15 protein-coding genes are annotated in these 17667 nt (G+C 64.3%); 9 read left to right on the forward strand and 6 right to left on the reverse strand.

The genetic code is table 11. From position 1 onward, the window contains the following. Nucleotides 1-108 precede the first annotated feature (108 nt). The 3 genes from msrB to msrA all read left to right on the forward strand — a co-directional run bounded on the left by msrB (nt 109) and on the right by msrA (nt 3378). Nucleotides 109-624: a peptide-methionine (R)-S-oxide reductase MsrB gene (gene msrB, locus BLS41_RS25190; RefSeq protein WP_074769771.1), complete on the forward strand. Its 516-nt coding sequence runs from the start codon at nt 109-111 to the stop codon at nt 622-624. Between the two features lie 87 nt (nt 625-711). Beyond that, on the forward strand, nt 712-2574 hold the full coding sequence (locus BLS41_RS25195) for a cytochrome c biogenesis protein DipZ (protein ID WP_074769773.1): 1863 nt from the start codon (nt 712-714) through the stop codon (nt 2572-2574). A 66-nt stretch (nt 2575-2640) separates the two neighbouring features. Beyond that, nucleotides 2641-3378: a peptide-methionine (S)-S-oxide reductase MsrA gene (msrA, locus tag BLS41_RS25200; RefSeq protein WP_074769775.1), complete on the forward strand. Its 738-nt coding sequence runs from the start codon at nt 2641-2643 to the stop codon at nt 3376-3378. A gap of 78 nt (nt 3379-3456) precedes the next feature. Here the strand turns inward: msrA and BLS41_RS25205 are convergent, their stop codons facing one another. Both BLS41_RS25205 and BLS41_RS25210 read right to left on the reverse strand, forming a co-directional pair. Next, nucleotides 3457-4728 (reverse strand): MFS transporter, encoded by a 1272-nt coding sequence (locus BLS41_RS25205; protein ID WP_074771173.1) that lies wholly within the window; start codon nt 4726-4728, stop codon nt 3457-3459. 93 nt (nt 4729-4821) lie between these two features. Continuing rightward, on the reverse strand, nt 4822-5535 hold the full coding sequence (locus BLS41_RS25210; RefSeq protein WP_074769777.1) for a GntR family transcriptional regulator: 714 nt from the start codon (nt 5533-5535) through the stop codon (nt 4822-4824). A gap of 244 nt (nt 5536-5779) precedes the next feature. Between BLS41_RS25210 and BLS41_RS25215 the strand changes: the two genes are divergently transcribed. The 5 genes from BLS41_RS25215 to BLS41_RS25235 are packed head-to-tail and all read left to right on the forward strand — an operon-like array spanning nt 5780 to nt 12535. Further along, nucleotides 5780-7192 carry an MFS transporter gene (locus BLS41_RS25215; protein ID WP_074769779.1) on the forward strand — a complete coding sequence of 471 codons (1413 nt, stop codon included), beginning with the start codon at nt 5780-5782 and terminating at the stop codon, nt 7190-7192. Then, nucleotides 7189-8544: an MmgE/PrpD family protein gene (locus tag BLS41_RS25220; protein ID WP_074769781.1), complete on the forward strand. Its 1356-nt coding sequence runs from the start codon at nt 7189-7191 to the stop codon at nt 8542-8544. Before BLS41_RS25215 ends, BLS41_RS25220 begins: the two co-directional genes overlap by 4 nt. After that, nucleotides 8537-9274, forward strand: coding sequence for an MmgE/PrpD family protein (locus tag BLS41_RS25225; protein ID WP_074769783.1), 738 nt, complete (start codon nt 8537-8539; stop codon nt 9272-9274). Before BLS41_RS25220 ends, BLS41_RS25225 begins: the two co-directional genes overlap by 8 nt. A 42-nt stretch (nt 9275-9316) precedes the next feature. After that, the gene (locus BLS41_RS25230; RefSeq protein WP_083380075.1) at nt 9317-10987 is read left to right on the forward strand and encodes a carboxylesterase/lipase family protein; all 1671 of its coding nucleotides are present in this window, start codon (nt 9317-9319) and stop codon (nt 10985-10987) included. Between the two features lie 60 nt (nt 10988-11047). Beyond that, the gene (locus BLS41_RS25235; protein WP_074769785.1) at nt 11048-12535 is read left to right on the forward strand and encodes an MmgE/PrpD family protein; all 1488 of its coding nucleotides are present in this window, start codon (nt 11048-11050) and stop codon (nt 12533-12535) included. A gap of 287 nt (nt 12536-12822) precedes the next feature. On the opposite strand, the gene BLS41_RS25240 is transcribed toward BLS41_RS25235, so the two are convergent. From BLS41_RS25240 to BLS41_RS25250, 3 genes are all read right to left on the reverse strand, one after another. Beyond that, a complete protein-coding gene (locus BLS41_RS25240; RefSeq protein ID WP_074769787.1) occupies nt 12823-13149 on the reverse strand; it encodes a DUF4148 domain-containing protein in 327 nt (108 codons plus the stop codon). Between the two features lie 200 nt (nt 13150-13349). After that, nucleotides 13350-14780 carry a sensor histidine kinase gene (locus tag BLS41_RS25245; protein ID WP_074769789.1) on the reverse strand — a complete coding sequence of 477 codons (1431 nt, stop codon included), beginning with the start codon at nt 14778-14780 and terminating at the stop codon, nt 13350-13352. A gap of 23 nt (nt 14781-14803) precedes the next feature. Then, nucleotides 14804-15766 (reverse strand): response regulator, encoded by a 963-nt coding sequence (locus tag BLS41_RS25250; RefSeq protein WP_074769791.1) that lies wholly within the window; start codon nt 15764-15766, stop codon nt 14804-14806. Between the two features lie 498 nt (nt 15767-16264). On the opposite strand from BLS41_RS25250, the gene BLS41_RS25255 reads away from it, so the two are divergent. Then, nucleotides 16265-16939 carry a hypothetical protein gene (locus BLS41_RS25255; protein WP_074769793.1) on the forward strand — a complete coding sequence of 225 codons (675 nt, stop codon included), beginning with the start codon at nt 16265-16267 and terminating at the stop codon, nt 16937-16939. Between the two features lie 51 nt (nt 16940-16990). Here BLS41_RS25255 and BLS41_RS25260 read toward each other — a convergent pair whose 3' ends face one another. Beyond that, on the reverse strand, nt 16991-17665 hold the full coding sequence (locus tag BLS41_RS25260; protein WP_074769795.1) for an HAD family hydrolase: 675 nt from the start codon (nt 17663-17665) through the stop codon (nt 16991-16993). Between the last annotated feature and the right edge of the window lie 2 nt (nt 17666-17667).

Raw genomic sequence — 17667 nt, forward strand, 5'->3', positions numbered from 1 at the left:
CACTGCGCCAGTTATCACATTTAATTTAACTTTTCGTGAGGACTTCGGGATCGGGCGCATCCTACGATGACGCCACTTTCCGCAACATCGACAGTCGAGGGGCACATCATGCAACGCAGAAGGCGCTTCCTTTTATCCGCATTTTCCGGCGCGGCGGCGCTTGCCGCGCTGACGGCCACGGGCCGCTGGCGCGCACTCGCCGCCACGCCCGCCGATGCTGCCAAACCCGGCGAGCATTTCCCGTTCACCCGCACCGACGAGCAATGGCGCAAGTCGCTGACGGCGGACCAGTATGCCGTACTGCGGCAGGAAGGCACGGAGCGTCCGTACACCAGCCCGCTGAACAACGAGCACCGCGTGGGCACGTTCGCCTGCGCGGGATGCCAGCTCGATGTTTTCCCGTCGCGCACGAAGTTCGACAGTCATACCGGCTGGCCGAGTTTCTGGGCGCCGCTCGATCACGCAGTGGCGACCCGCTCGGACAGTTCGTTCGCGATGTCGCGCACGGAAGTGCATTGCGTGCGCTGCGGCGGCCACCTCGGCCATGTGTTCGATGACGGCCCGCAACCGACCGGCCTGCGCTACTGCATGAACGGCGTCGCGATGACCTTCACGCCTGCCTGAGACGCGCTTAAACCTGCCTGACACGCTTACGACGCTCAACCCCGAATCCATTCAAACGCGAATTCAAACAAAACGCCCGGAACCGACATGCTACTCATCGTCCTCGCCTATCTTGGCGGTGCCCTCACGATCCTCAGTCCGTGCATTCTGCCCGTGCTGCCCTTCGTGTTCGCGCGCGCCGATCAGCCATTCGTGCGCAGCGGCTTGCCGCTGCTCGCAGGCATGGCGCTCACGTTCGCGCTGGTCGCGACGCTGGCCGCGGTCGGCGGCGGCTGGGTCACGCAGGCCAATCAGTATGGCCGCTGGCTCGCCATCGTCTTGCTGGCCGTGTTCGGATTGACGCTGCTGCTGCCGCGCTTCGCCGATCACCTGATGCGCCCGTTCGTCAGCGCCGGTAACCGGCTGTCGAATTTCGCGCAGGGTGACGGGCAGCAGGTGCGCGCGGGCTCGTCGTTTCTGCTCGGCATCGCGACGGGCCTGCTGTGGGCGCCGTGCGCCGGTCCGATTCTCGGGCTCGTTCTGACGGGGGCCGCGCTGCGCGGCGCGAGCGTCGGCACGACCTTGCTGCTGGCGGCTTATGCGGCGGGTGCGGCGACGTCGCTGGCGGTGGCGTTGCTGATCGGCGGAAAGGTGTTCACGGCAATGAAGCGCTCGCTCGGCGCGGGTGAGTGGATCCGGCGCGGGATTGGCGCGGCGATGCTGCTCGGCGTCGTTGCAATTTCGCTCGGGCTCGATACCGGCGTGCTGGCGCGGGTGTCGACGGTGGCGACCGGTGGGCTCGAACAGAAGCTGGTCGACCGGTTTGCGCCGTCATCCTCCCCAAGCCAGCCCGCGGTTGCAAGCAGTTCGATCGACACCTCCGGCAACGGCGCGATGATGGCCGTCAACCCGGCCGCTGCCGGCCAGAACGCGATGGTGGCCTCCGGCTCGATGATGCGCGCCGCCGCCAACACGGCAAATCAGGCACCGGTGCTGCCCGTCGAAGGTCAATTGCCGTCGCTGAACGGCGCGGTCCAGTGGCTGAACTCGCCGCCGCTGACCACCCAGGATTTGCGCGGCAAGGTCGTGCTGGTCGATTTCTGGACGTACTCGTGCATCAACTGTCTGCGGTCGCTGCCGTACGTCAAGGCGTGGGCGCAGAAGTACAAGGATCAGGGGCTCGTGGTGATCGGCGTGCATGCACCCGAGTTCGCGTTCGAGCGCAATATCGACAACGTGAAGAAGGCCACCCACGACCTCGGCGTCGACTATCCGGTCGCGATCGACAACAACTACGCAATCTGGCGCGCGCTGAACAACCAGTACTGGCCGGCCCACTATTTCGTCGATGCAAAAGGACAGATCCGTTACCACCATTTCGGCGAAGGCGATTACGCGGAATCGGAAAAGGTGATCCAGCAACTGCTTGCCGAAGCCGGTCACGCGGATGCCTCGAAGGTCGCGCTCGGCATTTCCGCGACGAGTGCGCAAGGCGTGCAGGCCGCCGCCGACGGCGCGGACATGCAATCGCCGGAGACCTATATCGGCTACCAGCGCGCGGAAAACTTCGCGTCGCCGGGCGGTGAAACGCCGGACAAGGTGCACACGTACGCCGCGCCTGCACAGCCGGCGGTCAACGACTGGGGGCTGGCCGGTTCGTGGAAGGTCGGCGCGGAACACGCGAATCTCACGGCGGCGTCGGGCCGCATCGTCTACCGCTTTCATGCGCGCGATCTGCACCTCGTGCTCGGTCCGGGCGACAACGGCAAGCCGGTGCGGTTTCGCGTCAGCGTGGACGGCAACGCGCCCGGCGCGGCTCACGGCACCGACGTCGCCGCCGACGGCAGCGGCGTGGTCACAGAGCAGCGTCTGTATCAACTCGTACGGCAAACGGGCGACGTCGCGGATCACACGTTCTCGATCGAATTTCTCGACCCCGGCGTGCAGGCCTACGCATTCACGTTCGGCTGATGCAGCGCGTGAAGCATTCAATGTGCAACGTGAAGTGAATCAATGAACATCTGAGGAACCGACATCATGCAATCGACACCTTCCAGCAAGGCTTCATTAAAGAAGCGTACGGTGATCACCCGGATCGCGGGATGCATCGCGATTGCGGCCAGTGTTTTCGCGGCGCAGCGTTTCGCCAATTCAGCCGAAGCGGCCACGAAAATCCCGCCGCCCGTTCAGGACGAACAGGTCGGCGCAACGCACAGCGAAACCGCCGTGTTCGCGGGCGGCTGCTTCTGGGGCGTGCAAGGCGTATTCGAACATGTACGCGGCGTGAAACAGGTGGCGTCCGGCTACACGGGCGGCGCGGCCGGTACTGCGCAATACGAAACGGTCAGCGGAGGCGACACCGGCCACGCGGAGTCCGTGCAGATCACCTATGACCCGACGCAGATTACCTACGGACGCCTGCTGCAGATTTTCTTCTCGGTCGCGCATGATCCGACCGAGTTGAATTACCAGGGACCGGACCACGGCACGCAATATCGTTCGGCGATTTTCCCAGCCAATGCGCAGCAGCGGAATGTCGCGACTTCGTATATCGCGCAACTCGATAAGGCGCATGTGTTTTCAGGGCCGATCGTGACGCGGGTCGAGAACTTCAAGGGCTTTTATCCGGCTGAGAACTATCACCAGAACTTCCTCGTTCTACATCCCGACTATCCGTATATCGCGATCAACGATATGCCGAAAGTGAGCGAGTTGAAGCGGATGTTTCCCGATCTGTATCGCAACGATCCGGTGTTGCTGAAAGTCGGTGCGTAACGGTCACGCGAGAGAGACACGACGTTCGATTCCGTACCGCTGGCGCGGGATCGAACGTGCTTTTTGAAGTCGGCGCGGTCACGCCATTTGCGCATGACGCGACCGTACCCAATGATTCATTCCTGCGCACACCAGCAGGAGAAACGCGGTCACGAAAAACACCGGCTGCAAACCGATATGCGCGCCGATCTGTCCGCCGATCAGCGGACCGATCACCTGCCCCGAAAATTGCGCGGATTGCAGATACCCCAACGTCGTCCCCGAGTGACTTTCATCGACCGATTGACGCACGAGTTTCGCAATCGACGGCAGCAATCCGGCAATCGTCATTCCCATCACGCCGCGCAGTACCGCCAGTTGCCACCAGTGCGTGACGAACGCCTGCGGCAGCATCACCAGCGCCGTGGCGGCAAGGCATCCGATAATCACATTCCACCCGCCGACGCGATCGGCCAGCGCGCCCAGCCGCGGCGCGGTCAGCATGCTGCCGAACGCGGACGCCGCCATCACGATCCCCGCCGTCCGCGCGAGATGCGCGTGCGGCACGCCCAACTGTCCGATGTACACGGTGATGATCGGCTCGATGGACATGTTCGCAAGCAGCACCATCATCGCGGTGACGAGCAAGGCCGGGATCACCGCGCGGTTCGCTTTCGGCGCTGACGAACCGCTTGCCGCGAGCCGCTGTTTCGCATCCGCGAGACGATCGAAGTCTTCGCGCACCAGCAGCATGGTCGCCGCCGCAGCCACGGCGATCATCGCGCCGCCGACGAAGAACGTGCCGCGAATGCCGACCCATCCCGGCAGAAAGCCGCCGACCAGCGGTCCGATCAGATTGCCCGACAACGCGCCGATGGACAGCACGCCGAGCGCCCATCCGGCGCGTTCGCGCGGCGCCTGGGTGCCGATCATCACGATCGACGCCGACGCATAGCCGCCGATCAAACCCGCCAGCAGCCGCAGCGTCACGAGGTCGGTTACGTTGCGCGCGACGCCGATCAGCGACATCACCACCGCCATGCCGATCGCCGCGCGCACCAGCATCGGCTTGCGGCCGTAGCGGTTGGCGAGGCGGCCCCACAACGGCGCGGTAATCGCGGTGCCGAAAAAGGTCGCGCCGAACGCGACACCCGACCACTGAACCACCGCAGCCGGCGAAGCGACGCCGAGTTGCTCGACATAGAGCGCCAGGAACGGCAGCAGCATGCTCAGGCTCACGAGCGTCGTGAACGATCCGAACACGCAGACCGCGAGATTGCGCTTCCAGTAAGCCTCGTTGCGTCGCGCGTAGCTGCTGTGGGAAGGCGGCGCCGACGCCGCCGTGCTCAGTCCGTTCACCGGAGGATTCATCTGATCGCTCATGATTGCCGTATGTCCCGCTTGTTTCATCACGCGAGAGTACGCACGATCAATCATTCTGAAAAATGAATTTAAAGGATCGATTCAATCTCTTTTGACGAATGAACCAGCACCGTTCGGGCTTTCCGCCCATGCCTGCTCGATCGCGTGCAACGCGCTCAGCACGATCGACCGGTTCAACGCCGCTGCCAGCGTGCCGTCCCGCTCGGCATACGCTTCGCACAGCCGCTGATGATCCGAGCAGGAGCGCTGCAAACGGCCTGGCAGCGTCGTGCTGAGGTGGCGCAGACGGTTGGTCCGCATCCGCATCGAATCGAGCACTTCTTTGAAAATGCCGTTGCGGCACACGCGCAATTCTTCGTCGCGGAACGCGACATTGGCCCAGAAATAGCCGTCGACGTCGCCCGTCGCGGCCACGTCGGCAAGACATTGGTGCGCGCGCCATAGCGAGGCGATGTCGTCGTCGGTCGCGTGTTCGACGATGGCAAGCGACACCTGCGCGTAAAGGATCGCGCGCAATTGATAAATTTCGCGCACGTCTTTCAGATTGACCGCCGACACGCGCGGCCGACGACGCGGCGACCAGTCCACCAGCCCTTCGCGGCTCAGCACGAACAGCGCCTCGCGCGCGGGCGTGCGGCTCACGCCGAAGCGCTTGGCGAGATCGACGGAGTTCAGATCGTCGCCGGCCGCGAGCCTTCCTTCGATAATCCCGCGCGCCACCCAGTCGACGATCTCCGCCACGGGCGACGCCTCGCCGTCGTCCGCCAGGGTGCTTTTGTCGACATCTTCGTCCATCGCGGGTCCTTGTCTGGGGCGCGCCGGAGACCGGCGCAGCAGCGGATTCTAGCAAACGGCGGCCAATGTTCTAGCGCGCGCCACGCTGCACCGTCTTCGACAAAGTGTACACAGATGATTTGCCAGACTCTTGAATTTTGAGCAAATACCGCTTTATCATGTCAAAAGTGTCGACACTAAAACTTGAACCACGAACCAGCAAAACGACACGATCAAGCCCATTCCATACAGACCAGGAGACGTCATGTACATGGAAAAGGAAATCGCCGGGACGGCTCACGCCGCGCCCAGCGTGTCGGCGCGGCTCGACCGCCTGCCGCCCACGCGCTACTTTCGCGGCCTCGTGGTGCGGATCGCCATCGGCGGCTGGTTCGAGTTCTACGAAATGTTCATGGCGGCCTATATCTCGCTCGGGCTGATCGGCAGCGGCCTGTACCGGGCAACCACGGCGGGGCTGTTCGACGTCAACGGATTCGCCAGCTTTCTCGGCTCGTTCTTCGCGGGCATGTTCGTCGGCACGGTCGCGCTGGGCGGCTTCACGGACCGCTTCGGACGGCGTGCGGTGTTCACCGGCGCGATGCTGATCTACTCGGTGGCGACCTTCGTCGCGGCTTTCCAGACTTCGCCTGAAGCGATGGACCTGTGGCGCTTCTTCGCCGGGCTCGGCATCGGCGTGCAACTCATTACTGTCGACACTTACATCTCCGAACTAACGCCCTATCGCGCTCGCGGACGCTACTCCGCGTTCAGCATCCTGATCATCCTGACTTCAGTGCCGATCGTCGCGGTGCTGTCGTATCTGCTGGTGCCGCACGCGATTCTCGGACTCGACGGCTGGCGCTGGGTGATGATCATCGGCTCGGCGGGCGCGATCCTGATCTGGTTCATGCGGCGCGGTCTGCCGGAGTCGCCGCGCTGGCTCGAAAGCAAGGGCCGCGAGGCGGAAGCGCATGCAATCGTCGACGCGATCGAGGCGCGCGTGATCGCGGAAACCGGCCAGGCGCTCGCCGCGCCGAGCCTCGACGCGCCCGGCTCGTGCCGCGGCGAAAAAGGCTCGTGGTCGGAAATCTGGCACGGCCGCTATCTGCGCCGCACCATCATGCTGTCGATGTTCAACTTCTTCCAGACCTTCGGCGTGTACGGGTTCGGCGCGTGGGTGCCGGTGCTGCTGTACTCGAAGGGCATCACGATTACGCACTCGCTGCTTTACACCATGGTGATCGCGTTCACGACGCCGCTCGGCGCACTCGGCGCGATGTGCTGCGCGGAGCGGCTTCAGCGTAAGTGGCAACTGGTCGGTTGCGCGATTGCGGTGGCGGTGGCGGGCGTGCTGTTCGGGATGGCGCGCGAACCGGTGCTGATCGTGCTGTTCGGCGGCATCGTCACGATCGCGAACAACTGGATGATCGGCATCTTCCACACGTATCAGGCCGAGCTGTATCCGACGCGCATCCGCGCGCGTGCGGTCGGCTTCGTATTTAGCTGGAGCCGCGTGAGTTCGATCTTCGTCGGCTTCTGGGTGGCGGCCCTGCTCAAACATTCGGGCGTGCCGGCCGTGTTCGTGCTGATTTCGTCAGCCATGCTTGTGATCGTCGTGATGGTCGGCCTGTTCGGGCCACGGACCAACGGCGTTCGTCTTGAGGAGTTGTCCCGATGAGTTCCATTGCCGCCACGTTCGCGCAGGGTCTTTTCCGTCTGGCGCAGCGTCCATTGCCGGTCGATGTCGCGCAGGAAGCCCGGCGCTCGCTGATCAACGTGATCGGGACGTCGATCGGCGCGTCTACGCACCCCGGCGTCGAAGCGATTCTCGCCACCGCGCGCGAACTTGGCGTCGACGAAATCGCGCCCGTGCCGGGACGCGGCGAGCGCGTCGACAGCCACTTTTCCGCACTGGCGACCGGCTTCGCCGCCCATCTCGACGATTTCGACGATACCCATCTCGCCACGGTGATTCATCCGGCTGCTTCGGTGTTCGCGGTGCTGACCGCGCTGACGCCAGCAACCCAGCCGGACGGCGCGCGTGCGCTAACGGCGTTCGCGCTCGGCTGCGAGGCGCAGTTGCGGGCCGGCGTGTCGATCTCGCCGGAACACTACGATCGCGGCTGGCACATCACCGGCACATGCGGAGTGATCGGCTGCGCGGTGACGGCGGCGCTGCTGCTCGGACTCGATCAGCACGGCTTGACCGAAGCAGTCGCGATCGCCGCGTCGATGTTCGTCGGACAGCGCGAAGCATTCGGCACGATGACCAAGCCCTATCATCCCGGCAAGGCGGCCGCCAACGGCATCGCCGCCGCGCGTCTCGCGCAGCGCGGCGTGCACGCGGCCACGGACATTTTAGAAGCGCCCGGCGGCTATTCGCACTCGCTGTCCACGAAGGTCAACTTCGCGCTGATGAACGACGATTTCGGCGAGCGCTGGGAGTTGCTGTTCAACACGTACAAGCCGTATCCGTGCGGAATCGTCGCGCATCCGGCCATCGACGGCGGGCTTGCTCTGTCCACGCAAATCGACGACGTGGCGTCGATCGACGCCATCACGCTGCGCTGTCATCCGCTGGTGCCGGAGTTGATGGGCAACCCGCAGCCGAAGGACGGTCTGCAGGCACGCTTCAGCGCGATTCACGGCGTCGCCGCCGCGCTGTGCGACCGGCAGGTCGGCCTCGCGCAATACGACGACGAACGCGTGCTGCGTGACGACGTCCGCGAGGTGCGCGCAAAAACGACGCTGTCGCCGGATGCGTCCGTGCAGCGCGACGAAGTGTTCATCGAAGCGCGGCTGAAGGACGGCTCGACGCTGAGCCACCACGTCGAACACGCGCGCGGCAGTTTAGCGAGGCCGCTCACGGTCGATGAACTGATGGACAAGGTGCGTCTGCTGATCGACCCGCGTCTGGGCAGCGGCACGACCGCGCGTCTCGCGGCCATCGTCGAAGGACTCGACACCGCGCCGGATCTCGATGCGCTATTCGCTTTGTGCACGCCGAACGAGGAACTGAATCATGCATAACCCCGCCGCTCATTCCGCCGTGTCGGATGCGTTGACCGGATTCGCCGCGATTGCGTTGATGGATCTGCGCGTGCAGACCGTCGCCCGCCAGGCCGTTGCACAGGCGCGCGAGCGGATCGCCTCAGCCGGCGAGGCCGCGAAGCAGGTCGCCGCTCTACTGCAAGCGCCTGGCGGCGAGTCGCGCAACGACACGCGGATGCACGCGTGGGTACTCGGCGCGACGCTGGCGGCGCGGCCGGAATCGGCGTCGCCTTCGGCGCCCGTGCTGGCCGCCGTGATCGCGACGGGCGACCGGCTCGACGCATCCGCCGACGACATCGCGGCCGCCGCCGCTGTCGGGATCGAAGCCGCCGCGCGCATTCTCGCCGCCGTCGATAGCGACGAGTTCCGTGCGCGCTGGAATGCCGCGTCGACGGTCGGCGTGCTCGGCGCAGTGCTGGCGATGGCGCGTCTGCACAAGCTCGACCGCACACGCACGCGCCACGCTCTCGGCATCGCCGCCACCCAGACCGCCGGACTCGCGCGCAACGCGGGCAGCACGATGGCCGCGATCGAAACCGGCAAGGCCGCCGCCGATGCCATCGAAGCCGCGTTGCTTGCGAAACATGGCTTCACGAGCGCGGCGGCATCGATCGACGGCCGCCGCGGATTCGCTGCGTTGATGGCTTACCGGTTCGACGCGGCGTCGATCACCGAGGGACTGGGTTCGCATTGGGTGTCGTTAAACTGACGCAGCAACGCGCCGCTGATAAAACACCAGGAGACACCCGGCATGACGGCATACAAACAGGCATCGGATGCCCGCTCGAATCGTCCCGCACGGCGGTTGGCGCGCACATTCCTGCGGCAAGGCATCGCCGCGGTCTGTGCCTGGTCGATGCTGACAGCGTGGCCCGCTCACGCCGACAACGCCGATGACGCCGCCGTCATCACCACCCGCGCGGGCGCGTTGCGCGGCGTCGAACATGGCGTCGTCGATGTCTATCAGGGCATTCCGTATGCCGCGCCGCCGGTGGGCGATCTGCGCTGGCGCGCGCCGCAGCCCGCGGCATCGTGGACCGGCATCCGCGACGCCACGCAACCCGGCAATGCCTGCGTGCAGTCGGCCACGTTCTGGCGGCCCGGCAACGGCGCGAGCTGGCACGAAGACTGTCTGAATCTGAACGTGTGGAAACCCCGTCACGTCGATGCGCATCTGCCCGTGATCGTCTGGTTTCACGGCGGCGGCTGGATCAACGGCGCGGGGGCGGACATGCAGCCGGTGCAGATCGCCTCGCAGGGCAATATCGTCGTGACGGTCGACTACCGGCTCGGCGCGCTCGGCTATCTGGCGCTGCCCGCGCTCGACGCGGAATCGTCCGACCGGCAATCAAGCGGCAACTATGGCGACCTCGACAAGATCAGCGCGCTGAAATGGGTCAGACAGAACATCGCGGCGTTTGGCGGCGATCCCGACAATGTATCGATTGGCGGACAGTCGGCCGGCGCGGGATCGGTGTGCTGGCTACTAGCGTCGCCGGCGGCCAAAGGCCTGTTCAACCGCGCGATCATCGAAAGTATCGGCGACTGCGCGATCGTCAGTCACGACACGGCGACCACGAGAGGCAAGACGTTTGCCGAAGCGCTCGGCTGCACGGACCCGTCGACCGAAATCGCGTGTCTGCGCCGCAAGCGCCCGGCCGACATCATCGACGCGCAGGTCAAGACCAACCTTACCTGGCGTCCGGTCACCGGCGGCTCCGCGCAACCGGTGCCGGCGCTCGACGCGTTCCGTTCGGGCAATTTCAATCGCGTACCGGTGCTGGTCGGCAACGTGCGGCACGAGACGCGCGTGTTCGTCTACGAAGGCAACGACATGGTGCGCCAACCGTTGACGCCGGATGGCTACCGCTCGTCCGTGCAGACGCAGATGGGCGACAAGGCCTCGCGCGTGCTCGCCGAATATCCGCTGAATGCGTATCCGTCGGCGGGCGTCGCGCTCGCGGCGGTGCAGACCGATTCGCGCTTCGCGTGCGGCTCGGTGCCGGTCGCGGATGCGCTGTCGGCCTGGGTGCCCACCTACACCTACGAGTTCCGCGACGACACCGCGCCGCATACGCCGTACATGGTGGTGCCGCCGTCGTTCGAGATCGGCGCGGCGCACTCGTCCGAATTGCAATACATCTGGCGCGGCGACGCCGCCACGCCGGTGTCGAGTGGACAGTCGAGCGGTTATCTCCCGCTCTCGCCCGAACAGAGCCGACTCTCGCAGATGATGCAGACGTACTGGGCAAACTTTGCGCGCACCGGCAATCCGAACACCGCGACGCAACCCGACTGGCCGCGCTACGACACCGCGAAAACGCAGCGGCTCGGTTTGCTGCCCGGCGGCGCGACCGACATCATCACCGGCGACGCCTACGCGAAAGAACATCACTGCGGATTCTGGGCCGCGATGCAATGACATGGCGAAGCGGCTCGTTTGATTCGATCACCTGGTTCACCCTCACCGTAAAGGAAATACATGGCCGAGTTTCACATGCCGGCGCGCCGCCGCATGCTCAAATCCGCTGGCGCGATGGCTGCGCTGGCGCTGTCTCCCCGCCTCTTCGCCGCCGATGAAGCGGCCAGCCCCGGCGCAAACCACAGCACCAATAACGGCGCCGACATAACCGGACGCCTTGCACGCTACATGGTGGCCTCGCGCGACACTGCGCTGCCCGACGCGGTCGTGCTCGCCTGCAAGCACCGCATTCTCGACACCTTCGGCGCGATGGTATCCGGCGCGCGGATGAGGCCCGGCACGATGGCCGTGAACTACGTGCACGGACTCGGCGGCGAGCCGCAGGCATCGGTGATCGGCGCGAGCTTTCGCACCACCGCGATCAACGCCGCGCTCGCCAATGCAATGTGCGCGCATTCCGACGAAACCGACGATTTCGAGCCGGTCACCAAGGCGCATCCGGGCAGCTCGGTGGTGCCGGCAGCGCTGGCGCTCGCCGAGCGCGAAGGCCGTAGCGGCCAGGCGCTCATTCGCGCAGTGACGCTCGGCTACGACCTTTCCTGCCGTCTGCTGATGGCGCTCGGGCCCGACCTCGTGCGCGGCACGCACCGCAGCGCCGAAGGCACGGCGTCGACTTTCGGCGCGCTGGGCGCGGCGGCATCGCTTGCACAACTGGACGAACTGCGCACGCGCTACGCGATTTCGTACTCGGCGCAACAGGTGTCGGGCATCTGGAGTTGGGTGAAGGACAAGGACCACATCGAAAAGGCATTCGACTTCGCGGGCATGGGCGCGCGCAACGGCGTGACAGCGGTCGACATGGTGCAGGCAGGATTGACGGGCGTCTACGACGTGCTCGACGGCACCAACAACCTGTTCATCGCGCTATCGACGAGTCCTAAGCCGGAGGCGATGCTCGACGGCCTGGGGAGCCGCTTCTATGTCACCGAGACGGCGATCAAGACTTACTCGGTCGGCTACCCGATCCAGTCGCCGCTTGATGCGCTGCTGACGTTGCGCAAGCAGTACGGACTGAATCCGGACAACGTGCGCAGTATCGTCGTGAAGATTCCGACCGACGCCGAGGGCATCGTCGGCGAGAGTGCGATGCCCGATGTCAATTGCCAGCATCTCGTGGCGCTTGCGCTGGTGAGGGGCGCGGTGTCTTTCGTCGACAGTCACGACGTTGCGTTGATGCACGACCCGCGCATTCTCGCGCAGCGCGCAAAAGTCACCGTGACGCCGGATGCCGCGTTGATGGACCCGTCCGCGCCGCGCGGCGCAATTGTCGAAGTCACGCTGACCGATGGCCGCAAGGTCAGCCATTTCACGAAGTTTCCGCCGGGCACGAAGGAGAATCCGTTGAACACGGAGGCCGTCAATGCAAAAGCGCGCGATCTGATGGCGCCGGTGCTCGGCGCGGCGAAGGCCGACCGGTTGATCGAGCGGATCAACGGGCTGGAGACCGTGGAGGACATCCGCGAGCTTCGCCCGCTGTTCACGGTGTAGGGATGGAGGCGGGCGACGTGAGTGGCGCGCCGGCCTGCCCGCGGGTCGCGTCGAAGCCGGTTTGCTGACGAATCCGGTTGCGCCAACGCAAATGGCCTGCGTCACCCTCGGGCGATGCAGGCCATTCACATTTGCTAACGGCTAGTTGCTGCTTCACAGTGCTTTGATGCTTTGCTACTTCACTGCTACTTCACTGCTACTTCACTGCTGCTTTACTACTTCACTACTGCTTCAACTCGACACGAGGCACGGGTTACAAAACCGACTCTGCAACCCACTCACCAGAATCAACGAGCGTAGTTGACAACCGGTGCCGAATACGAAGTCGGCTGCTCGCTGGTGCGGGCGCCTGCCTGCGACGAACCGTTAGCCGTCGAGCCATAACCGCTGTTTTGAGCGGCGGCGTTCTGAGCGGCAACGCGTGCTTCGGCGGCCTGGATGTTGCCCGGGTAGTCGTAAGAGTTCGACGTCGCCGGGTTGTAGCCGGCCTTTTCCAGCTGGACCAGTTCCGCGCGCACCTGAGCACGGGTCACCGGTTGATTGCTTTGTGCAAATGCGGCCAGCGGCGCAGCGATAAGGGCGGCGATAACAGCAGCTTCGATCAGCGATTTCATGATTCCTACCTCCAGAGATTGTTTTGTGCGCTGAAAAAACCTGTGTGTCTTCAGCGAATGGAAGGAGTGTAGGAGCGCCGCGACCTAGGGTAAATACCTAGTCCATGAATTCACTGTTGCTGGAAACGTCATAATCGACTGTTAGATGGCAGCTTTGCCATTTTTGGATCGCATAACGCGCAGCTATGCGCTTTGCCGCGTTAATGTTGACGGGCAAACTGCATCGGCGTTTCGCGCGAAGTACGATCGGCCGGAGTGCCGGGAACCGGCAGCCGTACGGTGAAGGTCGTGTGCAAACCGGGCACCGAACTGCAGTCGATGCTGCCGCCGAGCAGTCCGGTCGCGCGGCGGCAAAACGCGAGCCCCATGCCCGCGCCGCTGCCGTGCTGCTTGGTCGAATAGAAGGCGTCGAAGATACGGGGCAGCACGTCCGGCGCAATCCCCGGCCCGGTATCGCGGACTTGCAGCACGCAGAAGTCGTCCTGCAGAACCGCGCTGATCACGATCTGGCCGTCGCCGCCGATCCGGATCGCGTGAAGAGCGTTTTTCAGCAGATTGAACAGCACGAAAATCACCACCGTGTCCGAGCCCGAAAATTTCACTGTCGGCGGAATCGAAATGACCGTGACGCGCGAACGTTCGTCGCCGCGAAACGGGTAGCTTTCGAGCGCCGCCGTCACGCAATGCTGCAGCAGATGCACGCCGAACCGGCTACGGTCCAGGCGCTCCAGCGTGAACGACGTAAGCGCCATTTCGACCATCGCGGTCGTGCCCGCAACCTCGCGCCGGATCGCCGAAGCAAGCTGGTTGATGCGCTCGGACTTCGCCCAACCTTCGCGATCCTCATGAAGACCGTGCGCAACGGCCAGCCTGTAACCCTGGAACACATGCGCCCACACGCTGGCGATTTCATCGGCGTGCATGCCGATGGTGGCAAGCGGCGTCGAAATTTCGTGCGCGATGGTGGCCGCGAGCGCATACGGATGAATCAGGTGATAGCGAACAATCGTAATAGCCAGCAACCCGAGGCTCAGCGCAACGAACAACACGCCCGGCGGATAAAACGAATAGCGGTAATTGACCGCGTAGTCGACGGCGGCAAAGGAGTACAGGCACAGATTGGCAAGACAGAGGTTCAGACGCTTGCGCACTTCGCCAGCCGATTGCCGGCGCGCGGCGAAAAGAATCTGCGCGCAACGTGCGGCAAGCACTACGGTTTGCGCGACATGCACCGGATGCAACGGTCCCGCGATCGGATAAAAGCCGAAGAAATGCCGCTGATAACCCGCGATCACCTCGTTGCCCGGAAGCAGCGCGGCAAGCCCCACGCACAGGCCGTACGACACCAGCAGCAGCGGCTGCTCGCGGCGGCGCCCCGCCACTTCTATCACGAAGTGATAGAACGCCGTCGGCAGAAACAGGATAAACAGATAACCCAACCTGACGAGCCAGCTGGCGATTTGCGGGTTGTCGGTCTGGAACAGCAGCGTCCACGCGCCTTGCCACCCGAAGGTCGTCACGCACATCAGAATGAATGGGACGGTAAGGCGCGTGACCCCTTGAGTAATCAGGATGTATAAGCCAAACACCAGAAACATCGCGGACACGATGGCAGGAGGAATGGCGTACATATGGCTCGACACGTCAGCCGGACTTACCGGTTACGCTCATTCCGCCATTGCGCAAACGTCAGGATGGTTTGCCCGATCTCGGCCGTCTCGATCCGCGTCCAGCCATAGAACGCGTCGTCCCAGCCGGGGATGCCGTGCGGCGTCAGCGTTCTGAATTCCATGCCGGAGCGGTACGCGAGGTCCGGCCAGAACAGCGGCATCGCTTCGCGCGTCGCCAGTTGCCGCAGAAGCTCTTTGGGACCGCTCTCGTCGGCGACGATCTCGCCCTGCGAAATCCAGTCGTTCTCGGCCCACGCGACGAACACGCTCGGATTGCCGGCGCGGTCGAACATCAGGATGGCGTTCTGCTCCGGCCGCCAGTAATACTCGACGATGCCCTCGCGGGCCACCACCTCGTCGATCACCTTGCGCGTTCTCGGGTCGCAATACGTCATGCCGTTCTCGCCGAGCGCGAGCCAGCCCGATTCGGAACAGTGCCGGCTCTTGGCGTCTTTCAGGAAATGCACGAGCCGGTTGGCCGAATCAGGATCGGTCTTGCGCAGATAAAGATCGACGATCCCGGCGTTGAATGCCTTGACCGCGACGGCCTCGTCGGCGACACCGGTCAACAGCACTTTCGCGCAGCGCAGCCCGGAGATCGACGACAGGAATTCGACGCCGCTCATGCCCGGCATGTCGTAGTCCACCACGACCGCCGCGACTTCTTCGAAGCGCGACGGCCGCGCCACGATGTCCCTTTCAGCCGATGTCTCGACGAAGCGCTCGACACCTGGCTCGCTCAGGCACGCCGACGACGACGCAAACTCCAGCGCATTTTCGCGGGCATGCTGACGGATGAAACCGAGCGCGGCTTGCGGCCGCGTGAAAAACAGATTGGTAAAAGTGTCCGGAAAGAACCGGCGCAATGCGTCGAGGTAGCTGTCGCTGTCGTCGACGAATACAACCGTTGCCGGATAGAAAACAGGTGGTCGAATAAAGTTGTTCATATGTTCACGTGGTTCTTCACGCCGCCGCCGTGGGACGCCCGAGGCAAGCCGGCAAGCCAGTCAGACGACCTGATCGCGCGGCAAGCCGTGGCGCGATGGCCTGGCTCCCGACGGTGGCCGGTACCCCTACCGTCAACCGCGTGATCAGCGCTGTGCTGTTGCCGCTTCCGGTCGTCGCCGGTTGTTCATGGGGAACAGGTCCTGGCGCCCGGCATCCGGCCCTCCACCGGATACCCAACGCCAACTGCCGGCTGCTCCCCCGCTGAGCCGTATAGTACAGGGGACTTTGCCCGAAAAGTACAAACTTGCGCGCGGCCGTTATAAGCGTATGCAGATTAAATTCACCGGTAGTTGCGCCACCCGTGAACTGCACCATTCAGGGTCATCCCAGGTTCATTCCGACATCAAATACCGCCTCCAGATGGCGTACATCTGGCTTTCCGAAGCAGTCGTTTATCATCGATTAATTGCATTATCGGAATAATCGGTTGGTTAAATATGACGAATACCGGCAAGGTGTTGATAATCGGCCTGCTCGTGATTGATCTGGGCGTCGGCGGTTATCTGCTTTTTCCAAAGGACGATGAACGGCCGCCCGCCGCAACCGGCGCGGTGGTCAGCGAAACAGAGATTCCGCCCCGGCTCGATCTGCCGGCCAGCGCGGCGCGCATGGCCTCGGGCAGCGTGCTCGCCGCGACGCCTGAGACCGGTGCAGCGGACAAACCTGCCGCGCCGGCTTCGGTGCCTTTTGTGTCCCTGGCACCCCCAGAATCTCCTGGCGTCCCACCCCCGCCGGTCGTGGCGGCGACGCCACACTCGACGCGCGCAACGCCTCGTCTCGTGGATAAACCGCCCGTCACGTCCCGCACGCAGGCATCGGCCGAGGCTCGCCGGGATGCGCGCGCGAAATCGAAAACCGTACAGCTTGCCCAGCAGGGCGACAGCCGCAAGCAGCGCGAGTCGAAGCCGCAAACGAAATCGAAGTCCGTCTCGGCGACGATGACCGCGCGGCTCGTCAAGGAATCGGCCAAACCCGATCCGTCGCTGCCGCTGCCGCCGTCGAGCGCGCACGGTTCACATCCGGTCGCGGCGGCGATGACCGATCAGCTGGTCAGGGAGTCCTCCAGAGTGAACGCCCCGCCGCAGTCCAACTCGCAATACGGCAAGCATTGAAACCTGGCGTGGGCCAAGCTCGCCCGCGCTAAAACCCGTCCCGCCGATGAATCACGGCCGCGACGCCACCTCGTCCAGATGCGCCAGCAGGTCGGCGGGATCGTCGTAGACCCGCAGCGCGCCTGCGCGCTCGAGCTCTTCCGTGCCGTAACCGCCCGACAGCACCCCGACGCCCAGCGACCGGCAACGCCGCGCGGCGAGCATGTCCCAGATGCTGTCGCCGACCACGACCGTGTGCTCGATATGCACGCCAAGGCGCTCCGCGGCCGCCACGAACAGGTCCGGGTCGGGCTTCGCGTATTTGACGTCGTCGCGCGTGACGACCACGGCTTTCGCCGGATCGACGCCGAGCGCCTCCAGATTCAACGCGGCGGTTTCCATCCGGCCGCTGGTAGCCACGGCCCACGGCGTGCCGGCTTGCGTCAGCGCGTCGAGCAGGGCGCGCGCGCCGGGCAGCGGGCACACCTGCGCGCGCATCCGCTGATATGCGTCGGCATGCGCCTGACGCAGCCGATCGCCGCGTTCGGGGCTGATTTCGCCGTGGGTTTCGCGCATCAGCTGGTCGGTGAACAGGCCGCCGCTCATGCCGATCTTGCGATGAATCCGCCATACCGACAGCGGGATCCCTTCGCTGTCCAGCGCCTCTTTCCACGCCAGCACGTGCTGGTAGACGCTGTCGACGAGCGTTCCGTCGAGGTCGAAGAGAAATGCTGTCTGGATTCGCATGG

It is taken from the genome of Paraburkholderia fungorum, assembly GCF_900099835.1.
GTDB classification, from domain to species: Bacteria; Pseudomonadota; Gammaproteobacteria; order Burkholderiales; family Burkholderiaceae; genus Paraburkholderia; species Paraburkholderia fungorum_A.

Excerpts from the sequence above, each read along its gene's own strand:
- BLS41_RS25215 (WP_074769779.1), top strand. The coding sequence starts at position 5,780 with ATGTACATGGAAAAGGAAATCGCCGGGACGGCTCACGCCGCGCCCAGC.
- BLS41_RS25225 (WP_074769783.1), top strand. The coding sequence starts at position 8,537 with ATGCATAACCCCGCCGCTCATTCCGCCGTGTCGGATGCGTTGACCGGA.
- msrB (WP_074769771.1), top strand. The coding sequence starts at position 109 with ATGCAACGCAGAAGGCGCTTCCTTTTATCCGCATTTTCCGGCGCGGCG.
- BLS41_RS25195 (WP_074769773.1), top strand. The coding sequence starts at position 712 with ATGCTACTCATCGTCCTCGCCTATCTTGGCGGTGCCCTCACGATCCTC.
- BLS41_RS25260 (WP_074769795.1), bottom strand. The coding sequence starts at position 17,665 with ATGCGAATCCAGACAGCATTTCTCTTCGACCTCGACGGAACGCTCGTC.
- BLS41_RS25240 (WP_074769787.1), bottom strand. The coding sequence starts at position 13,149 with ATGAAATCGCTGATCGAAGCTGCTGTTATCGCCGCCCTTATCGCTGCG.
- BLS41_RS25205 (WP_074771173.1), bottom strand. The coding sequence starts at position 4,728 with ATGAATCCTCCGGTGAACGGACTGAGCACGGCGGCGTCGGCGCCGCCT.
- BLS41_RS25230 (WP_083380075.1), top strand. The coding sequence starts at position 9,317 with ATGACGGCATACAAACAGGCATCGGATGCCCGCTCGAATCGTCCCGCA.
- BLS41_RS25255 (WP_074769793.1), top strand. The coding sequence starts at position 16,265 with ATGACGAATACCGGCAAGGTGTTGATAATCGGCCTGCTCGTGATTGAT.
- BLS41_RS25250 (WP_074769791.1), bottom strand. The coding sequence starts at position 15,766 with ATGAACAACTTTATTCGACCACCTGTTTTCTATCCGGCAACGGTTGTA.
- BLS41_RS25235 (WP_074769785.1), top strand. The coding sequence starts at position 11,048 with ATGGCCGAGTTTCACATGCCGGCGCGCCGCCGCATGCTCAAATCCGCT.
- BLS41_RS25210 (WP_074769777.1), bottom strand. The coding sequence starts at position 5,535 with ATGGACGAAGATGTCGACAAAAGCACCCTGGCGGACGACGGCGAGGCG.
- msrA (WP_074769775.1), top strand. The coding sequence starts at position 2,641 with ATGCAATCGACACCTTCCAGCAAGGCTTCATTAAAGAAGCGTACGGTG.
- BLS41_RS25220 (WP_074769781.1), top strand. The coding sequence starts at position 7,189 with ATGAGTTCCATTGCCGCCACGTTCGCGCAGGGTCTTTTCCGTCTGGCG.
- BLS41_RS25245 (WP_074769789.1), bottom strand. The coding sequence starts at position 14,780 with ATGTACGCCATTCCTCCTGCCATCGTGTCCGCGATGTTTCTGGTGTTT.